The 24,099-nt window shown below is 63.6% G+C and carries 26 protein-coding genes and 3 pseudogenes; 17 read left to right on the top strand and 12 right to left on the bottom strand.

Features of this window, described 5'->3' with window-relative positions; genetic code table 11:
- Positions 1–37: 37 nt before the first annotated feature.
- Both YO9_RS0101630 and YO9_RS16230 read right to left on the bottom strand, forming a co-directional pair.
- A complete protein-coding gene (locus tag YO9_RS0101630; protein ID WP_016995951.1) occupies positions 38–1,387 on the bottom strand; it encodes an LTA synthase family protein in 1,350 nt (449 codons plus the stop codon).
- Positions 1,342–1,590, bottom strand: a complete 249-nt coding sequence (locus YO9_RS16230; RefSeq protein ID WP_016995950.1) for a hypothetical protein — start codon at positions 1,588–1,590, stop codon at positions 1,342–1,344. The genes YO9_RS0101630 and YO9_RS16230 overlap by 46 nt, the downstream gene beginning before the upstream one ends.
- A gap of 265 nt (positions 1,591–1,855) precedes the next feature.
- On the opposite strand from YO9_RS16230, the pseudogene YO9_RS19485 reads away from it, so the two are divergent.
- The 6 genes and pseudogenes from YO9_RS19485 to YO9_RS0101605 form a co-directional block, all read left to right on the top strand.
- Positions 1,856–2,119, top strand: a pseudogene (locus tag YO9_RS19485) (DUF805 domain-containing protein); the annotation flags it as partial.
- A 116-nt stretch (positions 2,120–2,235) separates the two neighbouring features.
- Positions 2,236–2,442 carry a DUF805 domain-containing protein gene (locus tag YO9_RS19480; protein WP_016995948.1) on the top strand — a complete coding sequence of 69 codons (207 nt, stop codon included), beginning with the start codon at positions 2,236–2,238 and terminating at the stop codon, positions 2,440–2,442.
- A gap of 82 nt (positions 2,443–2,524) precedes the next feature.
- Positions 2,525–3,322 (top strand): hypothetical protein, encoded by a 798-nt coding sequence (locus tag YO9_RS0101620; protein ID WP_016995947.1) that lies wholly within the window; start codon positions 2,525–2,527, stop codon positions 3,320–3,322.
- Between the two features lie 95 nt (positions 3,323–3,417).
- Complete coding sequence (locus YO9_RS0101615; RefSeq protein WP_016995946.1) at positions 3,418–3,987, top strand: hypothetical protein; 570 nt, start codon at positions 3,418–3,420, stop codon at positions 3,985–3,987.
- 316 nt (positions 3,988–4,303) lie between these two features.
- Positions 4,304–4,627 carry a helix-turn-helix domain-containing protein gene (locus tag YO9_RS21225; RefSeq protein WP_223285937.1) on the top strand — a complete coding sequence of 108 codons (324 nt, stop codon included), beginning with the start codon at positions 4,304–4,306 and terminating at the stop codon, positions 4,625–4,627.
- A gap of 461 nt (positions 4,628–5,088) precedes the next feature.
- Complete coding sequence (locus YO9_RS0101605; RefSeq protein ID WP_016995944.1) at positions 5,089–5,643, top strand: dihydrofolate reductase family protein; 555 nt, start codon at positions 5,089–5,091, stop codon at positions 5,641–5,643.
- Positions 5,644–5,647: 4 nt separating this feature from the next.
- Here the strand turns inward: YO9_RS0101605 and YO9_RS0101600 are convergent, their stop codons facing one another.
- Positions 5,648–6,835 carry an alpha/beta hydrolase gene (locus tag YO9_RS0101600; protein WP_223285936.1) on the bottom strand — a complete coding sequence of 396 codons (1,188 nt, stop codon included), beginning with the start codon at positions 6,833–6,835 and terminating at the stop codon, positions 5,648–5,650.
- An 84-nt stretch (positions 6,836–6,919) separates the two neighbouring features.
- On the opposite strand from YO9_RS0101600, the gene YO9_RS0101595 reads away from it, so the two are divergent.
- Positions 6,920–7,486 carry a TetR/AcrR family transcriptional regulator gene (locus YO9_RS0101595; RefSeq protein WP_016995942.1) on the top strand — a complete coding sequence of 189 codons (567 nt, stop codon included), beginning with the start codon at positions 6,920–6,922 and terminating at the stop codon, positions 7,484–7,486.
- 865 nt (positions 7,487–8,351) lie between these two features.
- On the opposite strand, the gene YO9_RS0101590 is transcribed toward YO9_RS0101595, so the two are convergent.
- Complete coding sequence (locus tag YO9_RS0101590) at positions 8,352–9,182, bottom strand: helix-turn-helix domain-containing protein (protein ID WP_016995941.1); 831 nt, start codon at positions 9,180–9,182, stop codon at positions 8,352–8,354.
- Between the two features lie 303 nt (positions 9,183–9,485).
- Between YO9_RS0101590 and YO9_RS0101585 the strand changes: the two genes are divergently transcribed.
- A complete protein-coding gene (locus YO9_RS0101585; protein ID WP_016995940.1) occupies positions 9,486–10,166 on the top strand; it encodes an SDR family oxidoreductase in 681 nt (226 codons plus the stop codon).
- Between the two features lie 77 nt (positions 10,167–10,243).
- Here YO9_RS0101585 and YO9_RS0101580 read toward each other — a convergent pair whose 3' ends face one another.
- Positions 10,244–10,687 (bottom strand): DoxX family protein, encoded by a 444-nt coding sequence (locus tag YO9_RS0101580; RefSeq protein ID WP_016995939.1) that lies wholly within the window; start codon positions 10,685–10,687, stop codon positions 10,244–10,246.
- A 130-nt stretch (positions 10,688–10,817) separates the two neighbouring features.
- A complete protein-coding gene (locus YO9_RS0101575; protein WP_016995938.1) occupies positions 10,818–11,237 on the bottom strand; it encodes an organic hydroperoxide resistance protein in 420 nt (139 codons plus the stop codon).
- An 82-nt stretch (positions 11,238–11,319) separates the two neighbouring features.
- On the opposite strand from YO9_RS0101575, the gene YO9_RS16220 reads away from it, so the two are divergent.
- The 3 genes from YO9_RS16220 (at position 11,320) to YO9_RS0101560 (ending at position 13,080) form a co-directional block, all read left to right on the top strand.
- The gene (locus YO9_RS16220) at positions 11,320–11,766 is read left to right on the top strand and encodes a MarR family winged helix-turn-helix transcriptional regulator (RefSeq protein ID WP_016995937.1); all 447 of its coding nucleotides are present in this window, start codon (positions 11,320–11,322) and stop codon (positions 11,764–11,766) included.
- Positions 11,767–11,833: 67 nt separating this feature from the next.
- Positions 11,834–12,673 carry an NAD-dependent epimerase/dehydratase family protein gene (locus YO9_RS0101565; RefSeq protein ID WP_016995936.1) on the top strand — a complete coding sequence of 280 codons (840 nt, stop codon included), beginning with the start codon at positions 11,834–11,836 and terminating at the stop codon, positions 12,671–12,673.
- Complete coding sequence (locus YO9_RS0101560) at positions 12,670–13,080, top strand: hypothetical protein (RefSeq protein ID WP_016995935.1); 411 nt, start codon at positions 12,670–12,672, stop codon at positions 13,078–13,080. Before YO9_RS0101565 ends, YO9_RS0101560 begins: the two co-directional genes overlap by 4 nt.
- A gap of 191 nt (positions 13,081–13,271) precedes the next feature.
- Here YO9_RS0101560 and YO9_RS19475 read toward each other — a convergent pair whose 3' ends face one another.
- From YO9_RS19475 to YO9_RS19465, 4 genes are read right to left on the bottom strand one after another with little or no spacing between them, the layout of a single operon-like run.
- Positions 13,272–13,541, bottom strand: coding sequence for a serine hydrolase (locus YO9_RS19475; protein ID WP_031272482.1), 270 nt, complete (start codon positions 13,539–13,541; stop codon positions 13,272–13,274).
- Positions 13,542–13,576: 35 nt separating this feature from the next.
- Positions 13,577–14,023, bottom strand: coding sequence for a serine hydrolase (locus YO9_RS19470; protein ID WP_031272481.1), 447 nt, complete (start codon positions 14,021–14,023; stop codon positions 13,577–13,579).
- Positions 14,020–14,619 carry a hypothetical protein gene (locus YO9_RS0101540; protein ID WP_016995933.1) on the bottom strand — a complete coding sequence of 200 codons (600 nt, stop codon included), beginning with the start codon at positions 14,617–14,619 and terminating at the stop codon, positions 14,020–14,022. The genes YO9_RS19470 and YO9_RS0101540 overlap by 4 nt, the downstream gene beginning before the upstream one ends.
- Positions 14,523–14,849 (bottom strand): LysR family transcriptional regulator, encoded by a 327-nt coding sequence (locus YO9_RS19465; protein WP_262925532.1) that lies wholly within the window; start codon positions 14,847–14,849, stop codon positions 14,523–14,525. The genes YO9_RS0101540 and YO9_RS19465 overlap by 97 nt, the downstream gene beginning before the upstream one ends.
- 88 nt (positions 14,850–14,937) lie before the next feature.
- Between YO9_RS19465 and YO9_RS0101535 the strand changes: the two genes are divergently transcribed.
- Positions 14,938–16,962 (top strand): penicillin-binding transpeptidase domain-containing protein, encoded by a 2,025-nt coding sequence (locus YO9_RS0101535; RefSeq protein ID WP_223285934.1) that lies wholly within the window; start codon positions 14,938–14,940, stop codon positions 16,960–16,962.
- On the opposite strand, the gene erm is transcribed toward YO9_RS0101535, so the two are convergent.
- Together erm and YO9_RS0101525 are read right to left on the bottom strand one after the other, a co-directional pair.
- Entirely contained in the window at positions 16,952–17,713 is a 762-nt protein-coding gene (erm, locus tag YO9_RS0101530) for a 23S ribosomal RNA methyltransferase Erm (RefSeq protein ID WP_031272478.1), read from the bottom strand. The genes YO9_RS0101535 and erm overlap by 11 nt on opposite strands.
- 392 nt (positions 17,714–18,105) lie before the next feature.
- On the bottom strand, positions 18,106–18,783 hold the full coding sequence (locus YO9_RS0101525; protein ID WP_223285933.1) for a GntR family transcriptional regulator: 678 nt from the start codon (positions 18,781–18,783) through the stop codon (positions 18,106–18,108).
- Positions 18,784–18,893: 110 nt separating this feature from the next.
- Between YO9_RS0101525 and YO9_RS0101520 the strand changes: the two are divergent.
- From YO9_RS0101520 to YO9_RS21215, 5 genes and pseudogenes are all read left to right on the top strand, one after another.
- Positions 18,894–21,381: pseudogene (locus tag YO9_RS0101520) on the top strand (GcvT family protein).
- A gap of 53 nt (positions 21,382–21,434) precedes the next feature.
- A pseudogene (locus tag YO9_RS0101515) lies at positions 21,435–22,650 on the top strand (sarcosine oxidase subunit beta family protein).
- A 16-nt stretch (positions 22,651–22,666) separates the two neighbouring features.
- Positions 22,667–23,032: a sarcosine oxidase subunit delta gene (locus YO9_RS0101510; RefSeq protein WP_016995926.1), complete on the top strand. Its 366-nt coding sequence runs from the start codon at positions 22,667–22,669 to the stop codon at positions 23,030–23,032.
- On the top strand, positions 23,029–23,430 hold the full coding sequence (locus YO9_RS21220; protein WP_016995924.1) for a 2Fe-2S iron-sulfur cluster-binding protein: 402 nt from the start codon (positions 23,029–23,031) through the stop codon (positions 23,428–23,430). The genes YO9_RS0101510 and YO9_RS21220 overlap by 4 nt, the downstream gene beginning before the upstream one ends.
- Positions 23,421–24,099 (top strand): FAD-dependent oxidoreductase (locus YO9_RS21215; protein WP_031272473.1); only part of this gene is annotated, 679 nt, incomplete at its 3' end. The genes YO9_RS21220 and YO9_RS21215, both read left to right, overlap by 10 nt.

The raw sequence follows: 24,099 nt of genomic DNA, 5'->3' as shown, positions 1-24,099 counted from the left end.
GCGAGCGGCGTCGTCGGCGGATCCGGAACGAACCGCGTTACCGACCGGCGGGACTGGACCAGGCCTCGGAGTAGAAATCTTCCGACCGGGAGTCCAGTAGATCCCTGTACGGATCCGGCTCGAAGCTCTGGGCCGAGTCCCCGGGAATCTCCGTGGCGAAGGCGGAGACGCCCAGCCCGGCCTCACGCTTCTCGAGTGTGAAGCCAGCGGCTTCCAGGAGCGTGGGGAACATGTTCAACTGATCGGCGCCGGAGCGCATCTCGGTGGTGCCGGTCTCGCCCGGAACCCAGATCCGATTGAAGATCGTGCGGTTGGTGTGCCCGCCCAGCTGCTCGTGGAAGGCATCGCCGGCGCTCATGTGCTTGAGGTGGTCACCCATGATCACCACTGAGGTGTCCTCGAGATATCCCATTTGGTTCATATATTCCACGAAGTCCGCCACCTGCGTCATGGAGCAGAAGAACGCGGAGGTCACTTCGCTGTCGGTATCCACGGTGCAGTAGTCATAGATGTGGACCGGCTCGTGGGTGTCCAGCGTGAGCATGGACAGGTTGAACGGCTGACCGGTCTGTTGTGAGGCGGCGTAAAGCTCGTCGATTTCGTTCTTGGCGTTGGCCATGAGGCGTTCGTCGCTCAGGCCCCAGTCGCTGCGGAAACTCGATTCCGGCTCGCCGGCTGCGCGCCAGTCGTCGAGGCCCAAGTCCTTGGTGTACCCGTGGTTGGCCAGGAACGTGCCCTTCGCGGCGAAGGACGGGTTGGCGCCACCCAGGAACACGTTGGTGTAACCCTCCTCGGCCAGGATGTCGCCCAGGCAGGTGAGGCCACCCAAGTAACTCTTGGTATCGCCGACGAGCTGATCAGGGGAACCGCTGTCCACGGACGCACCCACGCCCTTGAGCGGCACACCGCACTGTGTGGAGACCAAACCGGACATGGTCCAGCCGCCGCCCTCGTACTGGTTGAAGTCCTCGATGCTCTGCCAGCCGTCCTCGGCGCGCGTGACGTCCTTCAGCGGAGCGAAGGCGTCCTTTTCGAAATGCTCGTCGTTCGCCAACGTTTGCTCGCCGGATTCCAGGTAGATGGTGACCAGGTTGCGCTTGTTCTCCGCGCTCGTAACGGTCGGCTCGGTGTAGTAATCACCGATGTTGTAGGGCGAATTGGCCGACCGGATGTAGTCGCCGATGCCCACGGTGGAGGCGAACGCCGTGGTCCCGCCGGCCGCGACCGCCGCAACCAAGGCGGTCGAAATGCCGCGCATGGCCCATTTCTTGCCCTGGGGGCGAGGGTCGCACCCCAGCCGACGGCGCTTGCGGCGCCGGAAGTACTGCCACACGGCGATGCCTATGGTGACGACCAAAGGCAGCACGCCGATGCCCAGGATGCCCATCCAAACCAGGGCCCACCGCCGCCGTCCGTCTCAACGGTGACGATGTTGAGGCGCATCTGCCCGAACGAGATCTTGCCGAAGTAGTACCGGATGCCGATGGCCGCAATGAGCATGGCAAGGCCCGCCCAGATCATGACGTAGACCAAGAGGTACCCCAGGACCACGCCACCCTGTCGGATCACAGGGAGAATCCGGCTGGCCATGACAACTCCTCGCGTGCGATGCCCGCGCGGTCGCCGAACATCTGTGGGATCTGCCCGTATTCGACTCGGGCTCATAGAAAACGAATACCGTTAACCTACCGGTTCCCTGGAGTTAAGGCAGTGGTCTGCAGCTTGGAGTTACCGGCGAGAAGCGGCCGGGGCTCCGGGCATCGAATTCATAACGTTCTGCGCGAGGTAGTGCTACAGCCGTTCCTCAGGGGATAGTGTCTGTCATAGCAACGTTCGCAATTGTAAAGGGTACGACATGAGCACCCCCCATTCTTATGGCTCCCAGCCAGGAGACCAGCAGCCCGGTAACACCCATCGTTACGACGCCGCCCCGGCCGCCAACCAGTATCAGTACGGTGGCGCTCCTGGTTACGACCAGGGCGGGTACCAGCAGCAAGGCTCCCAGCCGGGCGTCCCCGTGGGGCCGGTCCAGGCGATCAAGCGGTTCTACAAGAAATACGCACAGTTCTCCGGGCGGGCCAGCCGATCCGAGTACTGGTGGGTCGCGCTCTTCATGTTCCTGGTGTACGCAGTGCTCTCGGTGCTCATGAGCACGGTGGGCAGCGAGGTAGTGAACAGCAATACGGTCACATCCGCGACGTCCTACTCATACTCGGTGAGGAGTGAGCCAACGGGTTGGGGATCTTCTTGTCGCTGCTGTTCCTTGTGTTCCTGTTGGCCCACATCATTCCGAGCATCGCGCTCGCCGTGCGGCGACTGCACGACGCGAACATGTCCGGATTCCTGTACTTACTGATCCTGATTCCGTTCCTCGGATCACTCATTCTGCTGGTCTTCTTCGTGCTGCCCTCGAACCCGGCGGGCGCGCGGTTCGATCGGTGATTACAACACTGTGAATTGAGGAGGGCCGTCGATCCGAGCGGATCGACGGCCCTCAGTCTGTCTCGTCCATTACCCTCTATGGGTGCCTTATCCCGCAGAACTCCCCGCCCGGCCCGACGATCACGACGACGCTCCTCCCGCCGGTTCTCGCTACCAACACCTGGAAAGCACCGCCGTCCGCGAATCCACGGCCGCGCTGCAGAAGCGCATCTACACACGCTTCCCGGATCGCGGACTGTGGGAGGTTTGCGGTGAATTGCTGTCGCTCGTGGACGAAGTCACTAGTGAGGGCGGTATTAGTCGCCAGCGGATCAGGTTGGCCCGGCTGCTTTCCCGCCTGGGGATCATGGCCGTCATCGTCATTTTCGGTGGGGCGATCGTGCTTGCCGCCGTCAGTATTTGGGAGACCCCCGATTCGCTGGGCCCGGTCGATTGGCTCCCGCTGCTCGAAACCGTGGTCAACAACCTGGTCTTCGCGGGCATCGCTATCTTTTTCTTGGTCGCGATTCCTGAGCGGTTGGAGCGCGCTCGCGTGCTGCGCCTCGTTCACCGCTTGCGTTCACTGGCCCACGTGATCGACATGCACCAGCTCACCAAAGTTCCCGAGCGGCTCCAGCGGGGATCTCGTGAGGAGGGCGGGCTGGACCTCACACGCGAACAGCTCACCCACTACTTCGACTACTGCACGGAGATGCTCTCGCTCGTGGGCAAGACGGCGGCACTCTTCGCGGAGGACACCACAGACGGTGACATCCTGGATGCCGTGGAAGGCATTGAAACCCTCACCTCCGATATGGCCCGCAAGGTCTGGCAGAAGATCGCTGTCCTGCAGTCGCAGGGCGCTGACGGGTTTGAAAAGGCGTCACGAAACCCCAGGTGAGAAGGGGGTAAAAAGAGGCGAGCGACGTCGTCGGCCTTGACGAGCTGAGGTTACGTGCTAGTAAGTTTGCTTGCTGATCCAAAGGAGGAATCAGCATGATGAAGAAGACCAACCGCATTTTGACGACCGCCGCAACCGTGGCAGCACTCTCGTTCACTGTGGCACCGGCCGCTTCTGCAGCGCCCACTCCGGAGGCACCTCAGGCCCCCGCAGCAACCGCGGCGGAATCCTGCCCCTCGGCCAGCGACTTTTCGTTGACCGCGCCCTCCCACACTGAGGCGGCCGGGAACCTGCTGGACAAGCAAATCACCTTCGGCTCGTACTGGACCGGCGGTAACGTGCAGTCCGGCGCCCAGGCCACGCTGACGGCGTCCGGCCCGGCCGAGGTCACCTTGCTCAACGGCGAGACCTACAACGCACCGGTGGTTGCCGGCGGCACCGTCTCGGGCGTCTTCCCGGGTGGCGGCGCGGCCTTCGCACCGAGCTTCCGCCTGGACGACTCGAACCGCGACTCCGCCAACGGCGCGACCAACCGCGATCACGTGACGTCCATTTCCTACCCCGTGACGGTCTCGGGCAACTTCGGTTCCTGCGACTACACCGTGGAGGGAACGGCGAACTCCAAGTTCAACGTGACCTCGATCGAGCTGACGGAACGCGCATAGTTCCACCTCTTGAGTTCTGGCCCCGAGCGATTCATTCGCTCGGGGCCAGTTCTGTTTAACGGACTGCGCGGGGGACGACGCCGCTCTGGTCGCCTGCTCTGCGCCCGTCCCGCAGATCGCGCAAGAACGGTCATGCACGTGGCGGCCGGGCGGCGAATACTTGAACCATGTCCACTTCCACACCCGATCCGCTACATCGACTTCTTAATGCGGTGCTCGATGATGAGCATCGGAGCCTTGAAGACATGGCTGCGGGCGCCTACACCTCCCCGTTCCACTTCGCACGCCAGGTGCGAACGGAAGTGGCGAGTCGCCGGTGGCATTGCGCCGCCGGGTCGTGCTGGAACAAGCCGCGTGGCAATTGCAGCGCGGGAAAACTGTCACGGACGCCGCGTTCGGTGCCGGTTACGACTCGGTCGAAGGGTTCTCGAGGGCTTTTCATCGTGCCTTCGGACATCCACCACGGGGATGCCACCGGAATCTCAGCGGGGGCATTGGCTGCCGGCGCCCAACGGAATTCACTTCCACTCACCCACGGCGTTGTATGTCGACGCAGGTGAGGCGCATGAGCAGCCCGCCGGTGATGTGGTCGGATTACTCGTTCGGCACGATCTGGACGACATCAATGCACTCCTGGTAGCCGCGCGCGGCCTGAGCGATCTGGAGTATCGACGTACTCGCTTGCCCGGTAGCCACCCGCGAAGTTGGGACGGGCCGGATGAATCGATTGCTCAGGTTCTTCGTCACTTGGTGGTGAGCAAAGAACCATGCTGGCTTCCATTGCTGGAGAGACCGAGCCGGACCTCACTGGCCCCGACGGCGTCGCCGAACTTGCCGAGCGGCACGCAGTCACCGGCCCTCGATGGATCGCTCTGATTCGTGACATCGACCGTCGCGGTGCGTGGCAAGACAGGGTGCTCGATGCACTCTGCGATCCACCTGAGTCGTTCTTGCTCTCACAGATCGTGGCGCACGAACTCACCTATTCCACGCACCGCCGACAACTAGTTCGGTGGATGCTCGCCGGCGCCGGTATTGACGCCGCGCGGGCCAGCTCGACCCGGACCCCATCCTGTGGCATCGCAGGAGGATTGGAGAATCATGACCAATTACCGCTTCTACGTTGCGTCCTCCCTGGACGGTTTCATCGCCGACGACCACGACAGTCTCGACTGGCTAGTCACTCAGCCAATCGATGCGCACGGTTTCATGAACTACAACCGCTTCATGGCCGATATCGGAGTCCTGGCAATGGGGCACACCACCTACCAATGGATCGTGGACCACAACATGACCAGTGGTGAGCCGTGGCCGTACGAGGTGCCCACCTACGTCTTCACGCACCGGGACCTGACGCCCGTGGCTGACACCATCCAAACGGTCTCCGGCACACCGGGGGAGCACCGCGCAGAACTGGTATCTGCAGCCGGGGACAGGGATGTGTGGATTGTGGGCGGCGGCGGCCTGGCTACTCAATTCGCCCGAGCAGGAATGTTGGGCGAGGTCATGGTCTCGATCGCTCCGGTCTTCCTCGGTTCCGGTCGCCCGTTGTTCACCGACGCGTTCAACCTGGAACTCGAAGAGTTTGACCGCAACCGAGCGTTCTTGTGCGCCAGATACTCCGTGCGCGGTCCTCGCGCGGAAGAACAGCTCTAGCGTTTCAGGGGAGGCGCGGGTCGATACGGTGCTCCATCGTTTTGGCTGGCTGCTCCCTTGAACGCACCCACGCGAGGAATGCCTCGGCGGCGTCGGCGGTGGCCCGTGCGCGGACCGAGGCCAGGTAGTCGAAGGCGTGCTGTGTGTTGGGAAGTTCGGCGTAGACCACCGGCGACCGTGAGGCCGAGCGCAGGCTGTCGGCCCACCCTCCACGCGCCCCAGGAGGAAGCATGGAGTCGTTGGCGCCTTGAATGAGCAGCATGGGCGGGGCCTCGTGATGGGCCAGGGCAACGGGTGAACTTGCGGGATCATCCGTGCGTGCGCCCAGGTATCCGTAGATGGAAATGACACCGGCGATATCGGTCTTGGCGTCCTCGAAACCCGGCTGGAACCGCGGTTGGTTGGGCGTGAGCGCGGCGGAAGCGGCCAGGTGTCCTCCTGCGGAGCAGCCGACCAGGTAGACCTGCGAGCCATCAGCATCAAAGTTATTGGCGTGGTCTCGCGTCCAGGCGATGGCTCGCTTGGCGTCCACCAGGGGGTTCGGGAATTCGGCGGCTCTGCGGAGTCGGTAGTTGGCGCTGATGCACAGCCACCCGTGGGCGGCCAGCAGATTCAGTAGTGTGACGGCTTCGCGGCTTTTGCCGCCCTGTACGAATCCGCCCTCGTGAAGATGAATGAGAACAGGGCTTGGCCTTTTTATATGTCGGGATCGGTATATATCGAGCCGGTGAAATCGAGGATCGGGCCCGTAGCTAAGGTTCCGGATCCGCTCCACATCACGGCGGTGACGCTGGAAGGGGAGAAGAATGCCGGGCCACCAACGCGCGCGTGTGTTCAGTTGCCCTGCCAGCTCTGGCCGGATCTCAGCACGCCAATTCTGTCCGAGGGATTTAGACAACGCGGATTCTAAAGCGGGGCGAGCTGTGCGGGCCCGAATTTGTATCCATACCAGGGCCGCACCGATTAACACCCAAGACAGCCACCAGGCTCTGCCTAGCCATTCGGTGGGTAGATCGCCTCGCCGGCTGATGGCGAGACTCACCGCGATCACCACTATGAAGACCAGTGGGATTTCATTGACCGCCATGGCGAGGACAAAGCTGATGAATCCCGCGCCGCCAGAGAGACGCGGCAGCCACAGTGAGTTGGCCACGAACAGTGCCCAGATGGTGATGGTTACCAGGTCCGCCACGGTCATCTCCGTCTCGAGAGGGAGGGTTCGGCGTCCGCCTGATACTCTACGCCTGTTGAGTTTTCGGGTCGAGAGGATGTATGGATGCCCCCGGTGTCGGATCGTCGAACCCGGATTACGGATGCCGTGATCACCTTGCTGGCAGAGCAGGGCAGTCGTGGCCTCACGCATAGAGCCGTGGATGCGCAGGCCGGTTTACCTAAAGGCTCCACGTCTTATTACTTCCGCTCCCGTGCCGAGTTGCTTGGTGCCGCGGCACCCAGACTCGCGGAACTCGATATCGCATTGGTGGATCAGGGCGGCAATGACCCTGCCTCCTTCATGGGGCATATTCTGGACGAGTCTCTGTCCGGGGTCGGTCGGATCCGCACTCTCGCCCGCTACGAGCTGATGCTCGAGGCGGCTCGGCGCCCTGAGATCCATGCTGCTCTCACGGCCGGAACCAACCGATTTAGGGACAAACTCACCTCCCTGTTCCCGTTGGCTGACCCACAGGAGGCGCGGCTCCTGGCAGGAGACGTGATTGCCTATATGGACGGGTTGTTCCTGTCCAACATCACCAGCCCGCAGATGCAGCGACAGTCCGCGGTGGAACTGAAGTGTCGGCTGGCCAGATTCATCGACCTCGGGGTCGAAACGTCACATGAATAGCCTTCACTGCGTGACCGGTGACCGCGGCCCAAAGTAACTCCACCCAGAGGCTGGCCGATGCACTCGCCACCCCTCGGCGTAGTGCTCCATGCGCAGAGGTTGGCCGGGAAGGTGAGTCAGCGGCGTCGACGGATGGCGACATATACCAACCACAGACCCACCAGCGCGGCCAGAACTCCGGTAACAAGCCACCCGATCGATCCTTCGGTGATCGGCTCGCAGTTCGCAACACACCCGATGGGTTCGATCCGAACTAGATCGGCACCTTGCAGTGCCCACAGGAGACCCAGCAAGGTGAGCGCTGTACCGACTACAGTTCCCGTGATTCGTAGCCACAACGGCCACGTTTTCCTCCGTTTATTCGGTCGTACGGATTGACGTTGCTCGGACGGTGTCTCATCGATCATGTGTTGCTCCTAGTGGGTGTCCCCACGGCCGCGAGGAGCCGCGGGGTTTGAGTTACCCACGAACATGAGTCGCGCGAAGTGGCACGACTGCGCCTGGGCAGCCTCTGCTCGAGGACGACGGCGTCGCCGACGAGTGCAACGTGGCCCTGAACCCAACCCTGAGAGCGGACGTCTGACATTTCCCACAAAGAGGTGTGGACGGATCGCCGTTGATTTGGTGAATTCTGCCTTCATGGACCCCGGACCCTGAATCGGGTGCATGGTTGGATCCTCCAGGGTGCACTCCACGCTCTCGGTCCCAAAGATGAGAAGCCCTAGAGGGCACCCTGGAGAGGTTGCGAGTGATGACGATCACTCTACAACTGTCGAGTCCGACTGCCAAGGTTTTTAGGGGTGGCCTAACGGGTGTCTGGGTTAGTGGTGTACACCTGACCTCGTAATGAGGGGGCTTTCAGCTCCTACAGCTGTTGCAACCGGAGGTAAGTGTTCGAGTCCGGCTCTGCGGAGAACACCAGCATTTGCAGACCCGGCTCAGAAGTGAGATCCATCGCGAGGTAGGAAAGATCGAGATCCCCCACGCTCGGGTGATGCACGCTCTTGAGGCCAGTGCGATGTTCGCGCACGTCGTGGGACCCCCACAGTTCGTGGAACAAATCGCTGCGGAATGACAGTTCGTCCACAAGCTCGCGTAGCTGTTGGTCATAGGGGGACCGCCCGGCTTCGGCACGAAGCAGCGCAACGATCTGGTGGGTGTTGGCGTCCCAATCTCGATAGAACGTCCGAGCCTTGGGCTCGAGAAATAGGAAGCGCGCGGCATTCACCGGGATTTGGTCGTCCATGAACATCTCCGAGAACAGAGCCCTACCCAAGCGGTTGGTGGCCACCGCATCCAGCCGCCCGTTCTGCACGAACACGGGAACGGTCGACATTGCGTCTATGGTCTGCTGCAGGACAGGATCTGAAGGAACGGTCCGTTCCGGGCGTCTGCGGGGCGGGCGAGCCCGGATGGTTGCCGACCGGATGAGCGCCTCAAGATGAGAGTGCTCCGCATCATCCAGCTGGAGTGCGCGGCTGATCCCATTGATCACGGGCCCCGAGACGCCCTTGACGTTGCCCCGTTCCAAGCGCTTGTAGTACTCGGAACTGATGCCTGCGAGTAAGGCGACCTCTTCGCGTCGCAACCCAGGCACGCGGCGTCGTCCCCCGAAGTCCGGGAGGCCCGCCCGCTGGAGATTGAGCTTGGCCCGCCGCGAGACGAGGAACTGGGTAAGGTCATCCTGCTGGTCCACGAGATTGAACGTACCCCATGCTTGCCGAACCAGAGGGGTCCTGGCGGGGCACCTCTTATAGGGGTCTGGTTAGTTCGGGCGCGCACCGGTTGACTGGGATACCCGGTCGCTCACCAGGCGACTTCTCCGACCGAAAGGCATCACCATGAGCAACGTTTGGTTCATCACCGGAGCCGCCCGCGGCATGGGCATCGACCTGGCCAAGGCCGCGCTCGACGCCGGTCACAACGTTGTCGGGACGGCTCGCGACGCCGCCCGGGTCACCCAGCGATCGGTGAGCACGAGAATCTGCTGGCCCTGTCCTTGGATGTCACCCAATCGTCCGACTCCGAGACTGCCGTGCAGGCCGCGGTGGAACGCTTCGGGAGCATCGACGTGCTGGTCAACAACGCGGGCAATTTCTACGCGGGGTTCTTCGAGGAGATCAGCGATGAGCAGATGCGCCGTCAGATGGAGACCAACTTCTTCGGCCCGCTGAACGTGACCCGCGCGATTCTTCCGGTAATGCGCAAGCAGCGTGGTGGGCACGTCTTCACCATTACCTCTGCCGCGGGCATCATCGGCCAGGAATTCTGCGCGGCCTACGCATCGTCGAAGTTCGCGCTGGAGGGCTGGATGGAATCGCTGCGCTTCGACTTGGAGCCGTTCGGCATCCACACGACCATCGTGGAACCCGGTTTCTTCCGAACCGAGCTCCTGGTCGAGGAGGCGTCCACGAACTGGCCGGCGCTGTCCATCGACGATTACAAGGAGCGCACGGCCCAAACCATTGAGAACTGGAAGGGCATGAACGGCCAGCAGCCCGGCGATCCCGCCAAGCTCGGCGCCGCGCTCGTCACGCTGGCGAACCTGGAGACCCCTCCGCTGCGATTCGTTGCGGGTGAGGACGTCGTGGCCGGCGTCGAGGAGAAGGCGCAGACGCTACTGGACCAGGTGGCGGCGCACCGGGAGCTGTCTTCGTCCATGGCACTCGAAAATGCGTAGATGTCAGTGAGGAGCCTCGGTGACATTTATGGCAGGGGATCGCTTCTCAGGAGGCCCAGATCTCGCGAACCGAAGCCTCAGATGTCGTCTCGCGATGCGACTCGCCGACGGCGACCGGGGATGCCCCCGGCCCACAATGCGCCGGCAATCAACAGGGGTTGCCCGAAAAGTCGCGCCAGTCGCTTACCGTCCGTGTCCAGCCCGAAGGCATCCGTGCCCTCCACGTACTGCGCGATATTGCCCGGGAAGATCAGCACATAGAACGTGGCCAGCGCGATCCCCACCACTCGACGATGCTTGGGTAGGGCCAACATGGCCGCACCGAGCGAAATCTCCACCACTCCGGAACCCAGCACCACCAGGTCGTGATCCACAGGCATCCAGTCCGGAACCTGCGCCTGAAACTCATCGCGCGCGAACGTCATGTGGGAGATCCCGGCGAACGTCATGAAGGAGCCGAGGACAACGCGGGTGATCGTCTGGGAGCGCTCGCGGGCGGAGCGGCGGCGGAGAGAAGACATACAGCGAACCTACTTCGAGTGGTGGGGGAGCGGATGCAAGGTGACGTGGGTCGGAAGGCAGGCCGGAGCGGCGGCGGGCGGCGCGTGCCCGCTCAGAGCGAGACCGCGCCGCCCAACTCCATTGAGAGATTTACTCGTCAGTGACGCGCAGCTCCACCTCGATGTTGCCGCGAGTCGCGTTGGAGTACGGGCAGACCTGGTGCGCCTGTTCGACCAGTTCCCGAGCTTCGTCTTCGGGCAGGTTGGGGATGATGGCCTCGAGGACCACGGACAGGCCAAAGCCCTCGCCTTCCTTGCCGATGCTTACCTGGGCGCCCACGGCGGAATCGCCCAGGTCCTTCTTCGCGGACTTGGCAACCATCTGCAAGGCCGAGTGGAAGCACGCGGCGTACCCGGCAGCGAACAGCTGCTCGGGGTTGCTGCCGTTGCCGCTGCCACCCATTTCCTTGGGCGGCGCCAGGTCGATGGAGACGCGGTCGTCGCTGGTGCTGACGTGGCCGGAGCGGCCGTCGCCGGTGCTCAGGGCTTCCGCGGTGTACATCGGTTCCATGATGTCTCCTTCTGTTGTTGAGATGACACAACTATATTGCGCACAATCTAAATGTGTCCAGGGTTCTTGCTAAAATTCCTCTGTGACCGACTCGACTTCTCCGCTGGATCTCGACAACCAGCTGTGCTTCGCCCTCTACCGCGCCAGTCATGCCGTGGTGCGCGCCTACAAATCTGAGCTCGATCAGCTGGGCCTGACGTACCCGCAGTACCTGGTCATGCTCGCGCTCTGGCAGGAAAACCAGCCTCAGGGCGTGGGCCAGCTCGGCGACGTCCTCGGCCTGGACAGTGGCACCCTCACTCCCGTGCTGCGCAGGCTTGAACAGCGAGGGCTCGTGGTGCGGTGCCGCGACGAGCATGACGAACGACGCCGCCTGATCGGCCTCGCTGATGCCGGTCGTGATCTCCGCGCGCTCGCCGAAAAGGTCCCTGAAAAGATTGCCTCTCGCTTCCCCATGCAGGGGAAGGACTACCACCTGTTGATGGCACAGCTCGGAGACATTGCCCAGGCGTTCGACAACGACCGCTGACCCCCTGGCGCCCGGCGAATGTGATCGCTGGCAGCTGCTTCTCGGCCGCGAATGAAAGACTTGAGTCATGACTCATCACGTACTTCTGGCCGGTTGCGGTGATTTGGGCACGGCCCTGGGGCAGCGCCTTGCAGAGCGCGGTTGGCAGGCCACGGGGGTACGACGCCGCCCCGGTCACCTTCCGGCGGAGATCTCACCTTTCGCCCTGGATCTGACGGACCCCGGAACAGCTGCGCTGCCGCCGGCTGATGCCGCGGTCATCACTCTGACCGCCGACGGTCGTGACGTAGATGCCTATGAACGTACATATTTGGGCGCCTTGCGAGGCTTGCATTGCGCACTGCGCTCGGGTGAAAGTGCGCCCAAGCGCGTAGTGCTGGTGTCCTCGACCGGGGTGCTGGGTGGCGGTGACGGAGAGGTCGTTACGGAAGAAACCGTACCTTCTCCTGAGCGGGACACCGCCCGTGTGCTGCTGGCGGCAGAGGAGCTGGCGGCGGAACTGTTCCCCGGTCTGGTGATCGTTCGACCGGCGGGGATTTATGGGCCGGGACGGACGTCGTTGATCGACCGAGTGCGCCGGGGCGATGCTCTGGCTCATAACCGCATGACTAATCGGATCCATCGGGACGATCTGGTGACTGTGCTGCAGTCGGTGTTGGAGTCTCCCGAGCCACCCGCGTTGCTGCATGCCGTGGACACCGAACCCGCGCTGCTGGGCGATGTGGCCGCGCACATTGCCGGGTTGCTGGGTGTCCCCGTGCCTCCGGACAGCTCCACAACTTCTGGCGGCGCGCCTCGGGGCAAGGTGCTGGACGCATCTCTGATGCACCGATTTGTGGGGGAACTCCGGTACCCCACCTACCGCGAAGGGTATGACGCGCTGCTGTCCTCCGGAGAGTCTGCGTGACGGTGCACTGGCTGCTGCCGATTAATCCGGCCGCGCACCTGGAGTTCCAGCCGACGGATTGGCTGACCCGTTCCGATGCCACCGCCGTGTGGGAGGCCATCGGGTGCTCGCAGCAGATCGATCGGTGGTGTCTGCGGAGCGGTTATCGGAGCATGCGGGCCGGTGATTTGATCTGGGCGTATTTGTCCAAGCGGCAGGAGGTGTGCGCCGTCGGCGTGGTGCGGTCGGTATCCGAGGAGGCTGATGGCTGGTATGTATACGTCAATTGGGATACGAATCGGACGGCTCAGTTGTGCCGCGAACCGATCCCGCGGGCGGAGTTCGGGCAGGTGCCGATGTCCACGTGTCGGGCGAACGATACGGCGGCGGCTGTCTTGAAAAAGTCCTACGAATCTCTGCCTTCTTGAATCCCTGTCCTCGCGGGCCTCACCGAACGAGCGCGGGGCGGGGTCAAGGGCCACCCCCAGGGCCCTCGATTACTCCCCTGTCCATCCCTGCCTCATCGCCTGAACGATCACGGCCGCGATGTGGCCCACGGCAGCATGAGCGAGGGGCTGCTGCTGGGCAGCGCGTGCGGAGCGGGTCATCACACTGATGATCACCGGAGCTCACCGGGATGGGTGACCGCGCCCGCTTCATGGCGGTACGGCCCCCAAGTGCCGGTCTTGCCGGCAACCTCCACGCCGTCGTAATCGAACCCGCTCGCCAACCGATGTCGAAAGAGCTGCTGCCCCAGGACGGCCCGCATCCAGGAGCAGAGTTCCGGAGTCGCAAGCTGATTGGTCCACAGCCGCTCCAGAATTGAGCGCAGGTCAGAGGCGGAGGTGACGCTGAAGAGCTGCAGGTCGGTCTTCTCTGACGTGAACATTTCCAATTCATTGGGCCAGAGATCGTCGCCTGTCGTCAGTTCCCTGCGGGAGAAGTCCTGCCGCCCGGTGTCGACGATGCTTGTGGCATCGGCGCCCAGGTGTTCAGTTTCTCCTGGATGTACTCGGCCCCTAGATCGGACCAGATCCAGTGGGCTGCCGTGTTGTCCGAGACGATCAGCATGGACCGCACCAGATCCCGGTAGCTGAGTTCCACAGGATCATCGCTGAGTGAGAGTCCCGTCGGCCCGTCCCGGCGGACGTGTTCATCGATCAGTATTCGGCGGCGCGGATCCGCAATCCCTTCCGCAACCGCCTCCAGCCAGGCCGCCGCCACGATGAGCTTGTACGTGGAACCCGCGGTCCAGGGGACATCGGCGCGCACGTCGAACCGTGCGCCGGTACCAAGGTGACGGGCGCTGACGGTGAACTCGACAGCGGCGTCGTCGGCGATCTGTTCCAGTGAGTCCTCGAGCCACGTCATGAGTGATCCTGGTGGTCGAATACCGCGGTGAAGGCTTCCGCCCATCCAGCGTCGTCCCGAATGGTGGGCTGAACAACGAGCTGAAATCCAGCCCGTAGCAGGGCGGAATCAACGCGCCGGCCTGTGCACCCGGGAACCTCGCGGCCCAGGTTGAGCACGCACCCGCCTCGGGCGATGACATTGAACGCGGCTACGTCGTCCTCGACCTCGGTGAGGGCTGCCGCGGCCCCGGCACGCCGCAGACTGTCCTGGACTTCTTGCGCCGCGGCTGTGTTCCAGCGACGCGGTGAAACGCCAAGTTCGGCCCCCGCCGCCGTGCGCAACTGCGCGGCCGTGGTGATGGCGCCCCCGTGCCGGGTAGTCCAGAGCGTCACCTGCGCTGCTGCGCCAACCAGCGGCTTCACACCGGTGAACAGGGCTGGGGTGACGACGACGCCGGCGGCCAAGGCTCCCGAACGCACGTCCGCTAGGCACTGGGTGCTCGAGCCGCGCACGGCGGTCACTGGTTGCAGCCGTTGAATGAGTGCAAGAGCAAACTCTTGGGGAACCTCGTGGGCGATCCCGAGCAACGGAACCGCTCGATCGCGGGTGGCCACGAAGTCCTGCTCGGCCTGATCAGAGTGCGAGCTCGCATCAGAGCCGTCTCGCCATCTCGGGTGAGAGTCACGCCGGAGCCAGATCGAATGAACAGTTGGCATCTCAGCACGGTTTCAAGCTGTCGAATGGCCTGCGACAACGCTGGTTGACTCATCCCAAGTTGCTCCGCTGCGCGACCGAAATGCAGGTGCTCACTCACCGCCACGAAACACGAAGCGAGCCGAGTCATATTGACCGCCACGATAACTCCTTACTTATGGATATTGGCCACTCATCATATTGGACCTATGGAGGCGGCGGATCCTAGGTTCAGAAGCATGGAATCCACCAACCGACGAACCTTCCTCACATGGTCCGGGCTGGGGCTTGCAACCGTATCCGCCGCGATGCTCAGTTCTTGTTCTGCAGCGCGATCAGCTAGCCCCACCACGGTTGCGGATCAGTTGGCCACGGCGCTGCACGAGGGCGATATCGCGGGGGTGCCCATGGTGTCGACCCCTCCGGACACTCGAGCGTTCCTGGCTGAGCGGATGAAGGGCTCACAGCGCCCGAACGTTGAAGTCCTTGGGGCGGATGAAAGCGATGAAGGGGCGAGCGCGCGGCTCGGTTTCACCTGGCCGTCGTTCGACCCGGGGCAGTCATGGAGTTATGAGTCGCAAGCGCAGCTCGTGAAGATTGACGGTGAGTGGCGGGTTCGGTGGGAGGATTCGATCCTGCACCCCGAACTTGAGGAGGGGCAGGGCTTGGCCTTGGCCACCATTCCTGGTGAGCGCGCGCGAATACTTGGTCAGAACGACGTCGCTCTGGTGTCCAACCAGCACGTTCACCTCCCCGGGATCAACAAGGAGGGCTTGACGGATGAGCAGGCCGCGGCGTCCGCTAAGAAGCTCGCCGCTGTACTCGATATCGACCCCGAGGGTTATCAGGAGAAGGTCGCTGCCTACGGCCCGGAAGCGTTCGTCGATGCCCTGACGTTGCGACGGTCAGATTTCCTCAAGCTGGACTCTGCGGCGCTGAAGACCATTACCGGCTATGAGGCAATGACCACCACCATGCCGCTTTCGCTCGACCGCGGTTTCGCCACCGCGGTGTTGGGAACGGTGCGCCAACCGTCCGCGGAGGACATTGAGACGCGGGGTGACGCGGTAAAAGATGCCGAATGGATCGGTGCGGGAGGGCTCCAAGAGGCCTTCGACGAAAAACTTCGCGCGGCGGCGTCGTTCCGGGTGACGATCCGGGAACTGGACGGCTCCGCACCGCCGATGTCCCAGGGGCCGTTATGGGAACAAAAGATGCCCGAGGAGACACCCCTCAGAACGACTATCGATGTGGATCTGCAAAAGGCGGCCGAACGCATCATCAAGAACACCGACAGCCCCAGCGCAATCGTGGCGGTGCAACCCTCTACCGGCGACATTCTCGCGGCGGCCTCCGGTCCGGAGGACAACGCGTACCCGACCGCCACGATCGGCCAGTACGCGCCGGGGTCCACTTTCAAGATTGCGACGGCGCTCGCGATGCTTCGTCACGGTGACTCGCCTCAATCCACTGTGCAGTGCTCGGAGTCCATCACCGTGGATGGCCAGACTTTCAAGAACGCAGGAACCTACCTGCCGGATCATCTGGGCGACATTTCTCTCCGGGAGGCGATCGCGCAGAGTTGCAATACCGCGTTGATCGACAAACACGATTCCGTGAGTCAGGGGGATCTCGCCACCGCCGGCGAAGCACTGGGCATTGGGGCGGATTGGGATATCGGTATTCCCGCGTACTCGGGCAACATTCCGCGCGACGATGCAGGCACCGAGCATGCGGCGTCGATGATTGGCCAGGGCAGGATTCAGACCTCTCCGCTGGGCATGGCGGTTTTTGCCGCGAGCGTGGTTCGGGGGCGTGCGGTGTGTCCGCAGCTCGTGCCTGAAGAGAAGCCCGCCCGAGAGCTGCCATCGGATCTGACCGAGCAGGAAGCGGCGCAATTGCGTGAACTCATGCGCGCGGTGGTCATAGAAGGACACCTTGACCGACTGAACAATCATCCGGGCGGAGAGGTCCTGGGCAAGACCGGCACCGCGGAGTTCGGTCAACCGGACCCGGCTCGGGGTGGTTTTCCTCGGACTCATTCATGGGTGATCGTGGCGCAGGCGACCTCGCGTTCTCCGTGTTTATCGAGGACGGGGACTACGGTTCCGTCACCGGTGCGCCGCTGGCCAAGGAGTTCCTGGATGCGGCGTACGAGGCGCGGTAATCCGCTGCTGGGGTCTCGTACCTGGATGATGTGGAACGAGACCCCGTTACAGCGGGTGACCGGGCGCTGTGGCGAGCTGAACTTCCCTAGGCGTTGAGTTGCTTCCACAGTGCAGCCCATTGTTCCGCCGTGAGATCCCGGGGCAACGCCCCCTGTGGCACGCGCGCTGTTACGAGCGCCGACTTCACCCGACCGCGGTCATTCCGCCACGCATTCTGGATGATTTGTGTCAGGGTTCTTCCACGACCCGTAAAGACCGCCTTCACAAAACGCTCGTAGGCCTCCTTCTGAGTGGCTGGGATTAGCGGCGGTCCACGGCGAATGATCTCCAGGATCCCTCCGTCCACAGTGGGCTGGGGCGAGAATCCCCACGCAGGAACACGCCCTCGCAAAGAGAACTCGTACCACGGTGAGGACTGCGCCGTCATCATGGTGCCCCCACCCACGCCGGCGCGTTTACGGGCCACTTCCCACTGGGTCAGAAGAATGGTCCGGTGCCATTCATGGCTGCTGAGCACGCGACGAAGCAATGGCGTAGTCAGGTGGAACGGAATGTTTCCCACCACGACGGATGCAGATAACGGGTGAGTCATGGCGTCCGCGTGTTCAATACGCGTGTCAGGCAGTCGCCGACGGAGTTTGCGGACGCGGTGCTCATCAATATCTATGGCGGTGAGTGGGCGGCCGAGGGATACCAGGCGACGGGTGAGTGCGCCGTCGCCTGCGCCGATTTCAAGAATTGGCCCGTCCGTCTGGGCAACGAGATCGGTGAGACGAGTCAGGGTTGGCTTATGTGTGAGGAAATTCTGGCCTAGTTCGTGGCGCCCGCCGAATTGAGAACGAGACATGAGTGCGCTCCATCAGGAAGAGTTGGAGCACCTCGATGGGAATGGGATCACCAATCGGAGTAACCGAAGGGGCCCACCGAGGTGCAGGGCAGCTCGGTGGTGACGGCGCGCTCTAGCGCAAGAGGGCGATCGCGCCGTCAGTAACGGCGGTCGCGGTAAGTGAAGAAGCGCCCCATCACGGGCGCAGTGCATATCGTTCCCACGGGCCGAGACTGTACCAGTAGTCGGTGTCACGTGCTAGGCGTACATTGGGTGCACCAGGCCACCTGTAGTGGTTGGAACTCTGCATGCGCCACCTCGTCGATAGCGCCACGTTGCCCGCCGGGGTGCTGTTGGTGACCTACCGGCGCGGGTGATCCCAGCTATTCCGTCGGGCGCCAGCGAGACTTAGGTCAGGCAGCGAACAACGCTGAACGCACAGCCGCTTCGAATCCTTCGACGTGCCGGCGAGCCAGAGCAGAGGCCTGTTCTTCGTTGCCGTCGATGATCTCTTGCAGCAGTTGCACGTGCTCCTGAACATGCTCCGTCAATCGGGGCAATCGATCGATCACCATGCACCAGATGCGGGTGGCCAGATTGTTGTAGCGGATCAGAGTGTCCTCAAGATAAGGATTACCCGCGGCCCGGTAGACGGCCCGGTGCACCATGGAGTCGCAGGTCAGGATTTCCGTGACGCTGGCGTGCTCGATATCGAAACCGCGAAGCTGCTCCTGAATGTCCACAAGCTCCGACCGCGTAGCCGCGGTTGCCACGCGCGCGGCCCGGGAGGCGGCCATCGGCTCCAGCTGCATCCTGATTTCCGAGACATAGACCAGATCGGTGATTTCCACTCGCGTGGCAAAAGTCCCTCGCTTGGGGTAACTCACCACCAGCTTGTCGGCTTCGAGCCTTTTCAGGGCCTCGCGCACCGGTGTTCGGCCCATGCCCAAGCCCTCGGCCAGGGCGGCGTCGTTCAACGGGTCGCCGGGGCGGATCTCCAGCGTGAGTAGCTGCTGGCGCAGGGCCTCGTAGGCCGTGTCGGCCAGCGAAGATCGCTTGGATGCCGATTGCTCCGTACCCGTAATGCTCACGTCCGCCGGACCTCCCACAGTGATTTTCAGTGCACCCTTGACCGGTGAACAAGTGTTATCTACGCTACATGAAACTCTAATATATAAGTTGTCCAGGTCAGGAGTGCCACATGTCCACACCGCGCATCGTCATTATCGGAGCAGGCATTGTCGGCACGAACCTGGCGGACGAACTCGTTGCCCGAGGCTGGGACAACATCACGGTTCTCGACCAAGGCCCCCTGAACATGCCTGGCGGATCCACGTCGCACGCGCCCGGGTTGGTGTTCCAGACGAACCCTTCCAAGACCATGACCCGGTTCGCCGATTACACGGCGAGTAAGCTCAAGGACCTTCAGAAGGACGGCGCCTCCTGCTTCAACCAGGTGGGCGGGCTGGAAGTGGCCACCACCGAAACCCGCTGGGCTGACCTGCATCGTCGGCTTGGCTACGCGACCTCCTGGGGACTCGAAGGCCGGCTGCTGGACTCCGCCGAATGCAAGGCGCTCTACCCCCTGCTCAACGAGGAGCTCGTGCTGGGCGGCCTGCACGTCCCGACCGACGGCCTGGCGCTCGCGGCCCGCGCCGTCCAACTTCTGATCCAACGCACCACCGAGGCCGGGGTCACCTACCGCGGCTCCACCGAGGTCGTGGACATCGAACAGTCCGGCGGTCGGGTCACCGGCGTGCGCACCACGGACGACGTCGTTCCGGCAGACATCGTCGTCTCTTGCGCCGGGTTCTGGGGCCCAAAAATCGGCCGGATGGTGGGCATGGATGTGCCCCTGCTGCCCCTGGCCCACCAGTACGTGAAGACCACTCCGGTCCCAGATCTCGAGGGCCGCAATGAACAGCCCAACGGTGCCGGCCTGCCGATCCTCCGCTTCCAGGACCAGGACCTCTACTACCGCGAACACGGCGACCGCTACGGCATCGGCTCCTACGCCCACCGACCCATGCCCGTGGACCCCAATGACCTGGGCGAGTACGCCGCGGATGAGATCAGCGAGCGCCACATGCCCTCCCGCCTGGAGTTCACCCCCGAAGACTTCGCGCCGTCATGGGAAGCCTCGCAACAACTGCTGCCCGGGTTGCGCGACACCGAGATCGAGGATGGCTTCAACGGCATTTTCTCTTTCACCCCGGACGGCGGCCCTCTCATGGGGGAGTCCTCGGAGGTGGATGGTTTCTACATTGCAGAGGCCGTGTGGGTCACGCACTCGGCCGGAGTCGCCAAGGCCATGGCGGAGTTGATCACCACCGGTCGTTCGGAAACGGACCTGGGCGAATGCGATGTGAACCGCTTCGAGGAGATCCAACTCAGCCCCTCCTACGTCAGCGAAACCTCGCAGCAGAACTTCGTGGAGATCTACGACGTGCTCCACCCGCTGCAGCCGCGTCTGTCACCCAGGGATCTGCGGGTCACCCCCTTCCACGCACGCCAGAAGGCTCTCGGGGCGTACTTCCTGGAGTCCGGCGGCTGGGAACGTCCCTACTGGTTCGAGTCCAACGCCCGCTTGCTCAAGGATCTTCCCACCGACTGGCGCCCACCGGCTCGCGACGCCTGGTCGCAAATGTTCCACTCGCCGATTGCCGCGGTCGAGGCCTGGAAGACCCGCACCGCCGTGGCCATGTACGACATGACACCGCTCAAGCGACTGGAAGTTTCCGGCCCCGGCGCCTGACTCTCCTGCAGCGGTTGAGCACCAACAACCTGGACAAAAAGCCCGGCGCTGTCACCTACACGCTGCTCCTGGACGACCAGGGCGGGATCCGCAGTGACATCACGGTCGCCCGTTTGGAGGAGAACCTGTTCCAGATCGGGGCGAACGGCAATATCGACCTGGCCTACCTCACGCGCGAGGCCAAGGCCCAGACCGACGGCGCTACGCCCGGCGGGTGGGTTCAGGTCCGGGATACCACCGGCGGGACCTGCTGCATCGGTCTGTGGGGGCCGCTGGCCCGTGAAGTGATCACGGCAGCCAGCCACGACGACTTCTCGAACGATGCCCTGCGGTACTTCCGCGCCAAGAAGGCGCGCATCGGCGGGGTCCCCGTGACCGCCATGCGACTGTCCTACGTGGGCGAACTCGGATGGGAGATCTACACCAGCGCGGACAACGGGCAGCGGCTGTGGGACGTGCTGTGGGAGGCCGGTCAGGCTCACGGAATCATCCCGGCGGGACGGGCAGCGTTCTCCTCCCTCCGCTTGGAAAAGGGCTACCGCTCCTGGGGTACGGACATGACCACCGAGCACAACCCGTACGAGGCCGGCCTGGCCTTCGCCGTGCGGCCCGACAAGGAATTCTTCGTCGGCAAGGATGCCTGGAGGGACTCACCGAGGAGACCGTGGACCGGCGGCTGCGGTGCCTGGTCATCAACCGGACACAGTCCATCGTGCTGGGCAAGGAGCCGGTCTTCCACGACGGCAAGCCGGTCGGTTACGTCACCAGCGCCGCCTACGGTTTTACGCTCGGCAAGCCGATCGCCTATTCCTACCTGCCCTCCTCGGTGCAGCTCGGGGATGAAGTGGAGATCGACTACTTCGGCACCCGCATTCCCGCCACCGTCACGGCAGACCCGCTCTTCGACCCGGAAATGACCCGACTGCGCGGCTGAGCACCTCACCACACGCACCGCGTCTGAGACATCAGAAAACCGAAGGGGCTGACATGGCCGATCTTCTTCCCGAACACCCCGACTTCCTCTGGCACAACCCGGAGCCGAAGTCCTCCTATGACGTGGTGATCGTGGGCGGTGGAGGCCACGGCCTGGCCACCGCGTACTACCTAGCCTCGCGGCACGGCATCACCAACGTGGCCGTGCTGGAGCGGGGCTGGTTGGCGGGCGGGAACATGGCCCGCAACACCACGATCATCCGGTCCAACTACCTGTGGGATGAGTCCGCGGCCATTTACGAGCATTCGCTCAAGCTGTGGGAGGGCCTACCGGAGGAGCTCGACTACGACTTCCTGTTCTCCCAGCGCGGGGTCATGAATCTGGCCCACACGCTGCAGGATGTGCGCGAAAGCGTGCGGCGGGTCAACGCGAACAAGCTCAACGGCATCGATGCGGAGTGGATCGAACCGGAGCAGGTCAAGGAACTGTGCCCCATCATCAACATCGGCGACGACATCCGGTATCCGATCATGGGCGCGACCTACCAACCCCGGGCCGCATCGCCAAGCATGACCATGTGGCCTGGGCCTTCGCCCGCAAGTGCGACGAGTTGGGTGTGGACATCATCCAGAACTGCGCCGTCACCGGTTTCGTTCAAGAGGGTGGCCGGGTCGTGGCCGTGGAGACCAGCCGCGGTCGAATCAACGCGGGCAAGGTGGGGCTGTGCGGTGCCGGGCACTCGTCGGTGTTGGCCGAAATGGCCGGGTTCAGGCTGCCCATCCAGTCGCATCCGCTCCAGGCGTTGGTCTCGGAGCTGCACGAACCGGTGCACCCCACCGTGGTGATGTCCAACCACGTGCACGTCTATGTCTCCCAGGCGCACAAGGGCGAACTGGTGATGGGTGCCGGTGTGGATGCCTACAACGGCTACGGTCAGCGCGGTGCATTCCACGTGATCGAGCAGCAGATGGCCGCGGCCGTGGAGCTGTTCCCGATCTTCGCTCGCGCCATGTGTTGCGCACGTGGGGCGGGATCGTGGACGTCACCCTGGATGCCTCACCGATCGTCTCCAAAACCCCCGTGGGCCAGCTCTACGTCAATTGCGGGTGGGGCACTGGCGGTTTCAAGGGCACTCCGGGTGCCGGTTTCGCCTTCGCTCACACCATCGCCACGGACCAACCCCACCCCCTCAACGAACCCTTCTCGTTGGAGCGGTTCGAGACCGGGGTCCTGATCGACGAGCACGGCGCCGCCGCCGTGGCGCACTAGCAAGGATGGCCGCCAAATGTTGTTGATCGAATGCCCGTACTGCGGGCCCCGCAACGAAACCGAGTACCACTACGGTGGGGAGGCCCACGTGCCCTACCCAGAGGACCCTTTCCAGCTGACCGACCAGCAGTGGGCGGAGTACCTGTTCTACCGCAGCAACCCCAAGGGCCTGATCGCCGAACGCTGGGTCCATTCCGCCGGTTGTCGCCGCTGGTTCAACGCCGTCCGCGACACCGTGACGTACGAGATCAAGACCGTCTACCGGGTCGGTGATCCCCGCCCCTCCCTCGACGACCATCCGGCCCAGACCACCACAAGCACCACCTCAAGCACCTCCACCACTGGCACCTCAAGCACCACCCCGATAGGGGGCACCTCATGAACGCCCAACCGTTCCGCCTGCCCGACGATCGCGTGGCCGCCTCCGGTATCGACCGCACCCGGCCCGTTCACTTCACCGTGGACGGTCAAGAGTTCACCGGATACGCGGGGGACACCATTGCCTCCGCGCTGCTGGCTGCAGGCCGCATCAGCTGTGGCGACTCGATGTACCTGGGTCGGCCGCGGGGCATCATGGCCTCCGGGGTCGAGGAGCCCAACGCGCTGGTCAAGATCGCCGCGCGCACTCCGGTGGACGTGGCCGAGTCGATGCTTCCGGCCACCACGGTCGAGCTCACCGACGGTCTGTCCGCCAGCTACCTGCGGGGGATGGCCAGCTGGATCCGGCCACCGATCACGCCTACTACGACCACAAGTACGCGCACACCGACGTGGTCGTGATCGGGGCCGGCCCCGCCGGTCTGTCCGCCGCCCGAGAGGCGGCCCGCTCCGGTGCGCGGGTGATCCTCATGGACGAACAGCCCGCCGCCGGCGGCTCGTTGCTTTCGGCCAGCGATGAGCAGGTCGACGGCGTTCCCGCCCGTTCCTGGGTCGAGGCCACCGTCGCGGAGTTGGCGGGGGAGCCGGAGGTCACCGTTCTGCAGCGCACCACGGCCTTCGGCAGCTACGACAGTAACTACGTGGTGGCCGTTCAACGCCGGACCGATCACCTGGGCGTAACGCCTGCCCCGGGGGTCTCGCGCGAGCGGATCTGGCACGTCCGCGCGGGGCAGGTCGTGCTGGCGACCGGCGCTCACGAGCGGCCCATCGTGTTCGACAACAACGACCGCCCCGGCATCATGCTCGCCTCCGCCGTGCGCAGTTACCTCAACCGCTGGGCAGTGGCCGCAGCACCCGCGCGGTGGTCGCCACGACCAATGATTCTGCTACCCACTCGTGGCCGACTTGGTCTCGGCGGGCATCGAGGTGAGCGCGGTGGTCGACTCTCGCGGCGACGTCGGCGAGATTGGCGACGCCGCTCGCGACCTCGCTGCCAAGGCCGGCGTGCCGATCATGGCCGGGAGCGCGTCGTCACCACCCGAGGCGACGGGGAGGGCGGCCGCCTGAGCG

It is taken from the genome of Kocuria atrinae C3-8, from assembly GCF_000286355.1.
Lineage (GTDB): Bacteria > Actinomycetota > Actinomycetes > Actinomycetales > Micrococcaceae > Kocuria > Kocuria atrinae_A.
The sequence above is the reverse complement of the archived record's forward strand: the minus strand, read 5'-3'. Positions and strand labels throughout refer to the sequence as shown.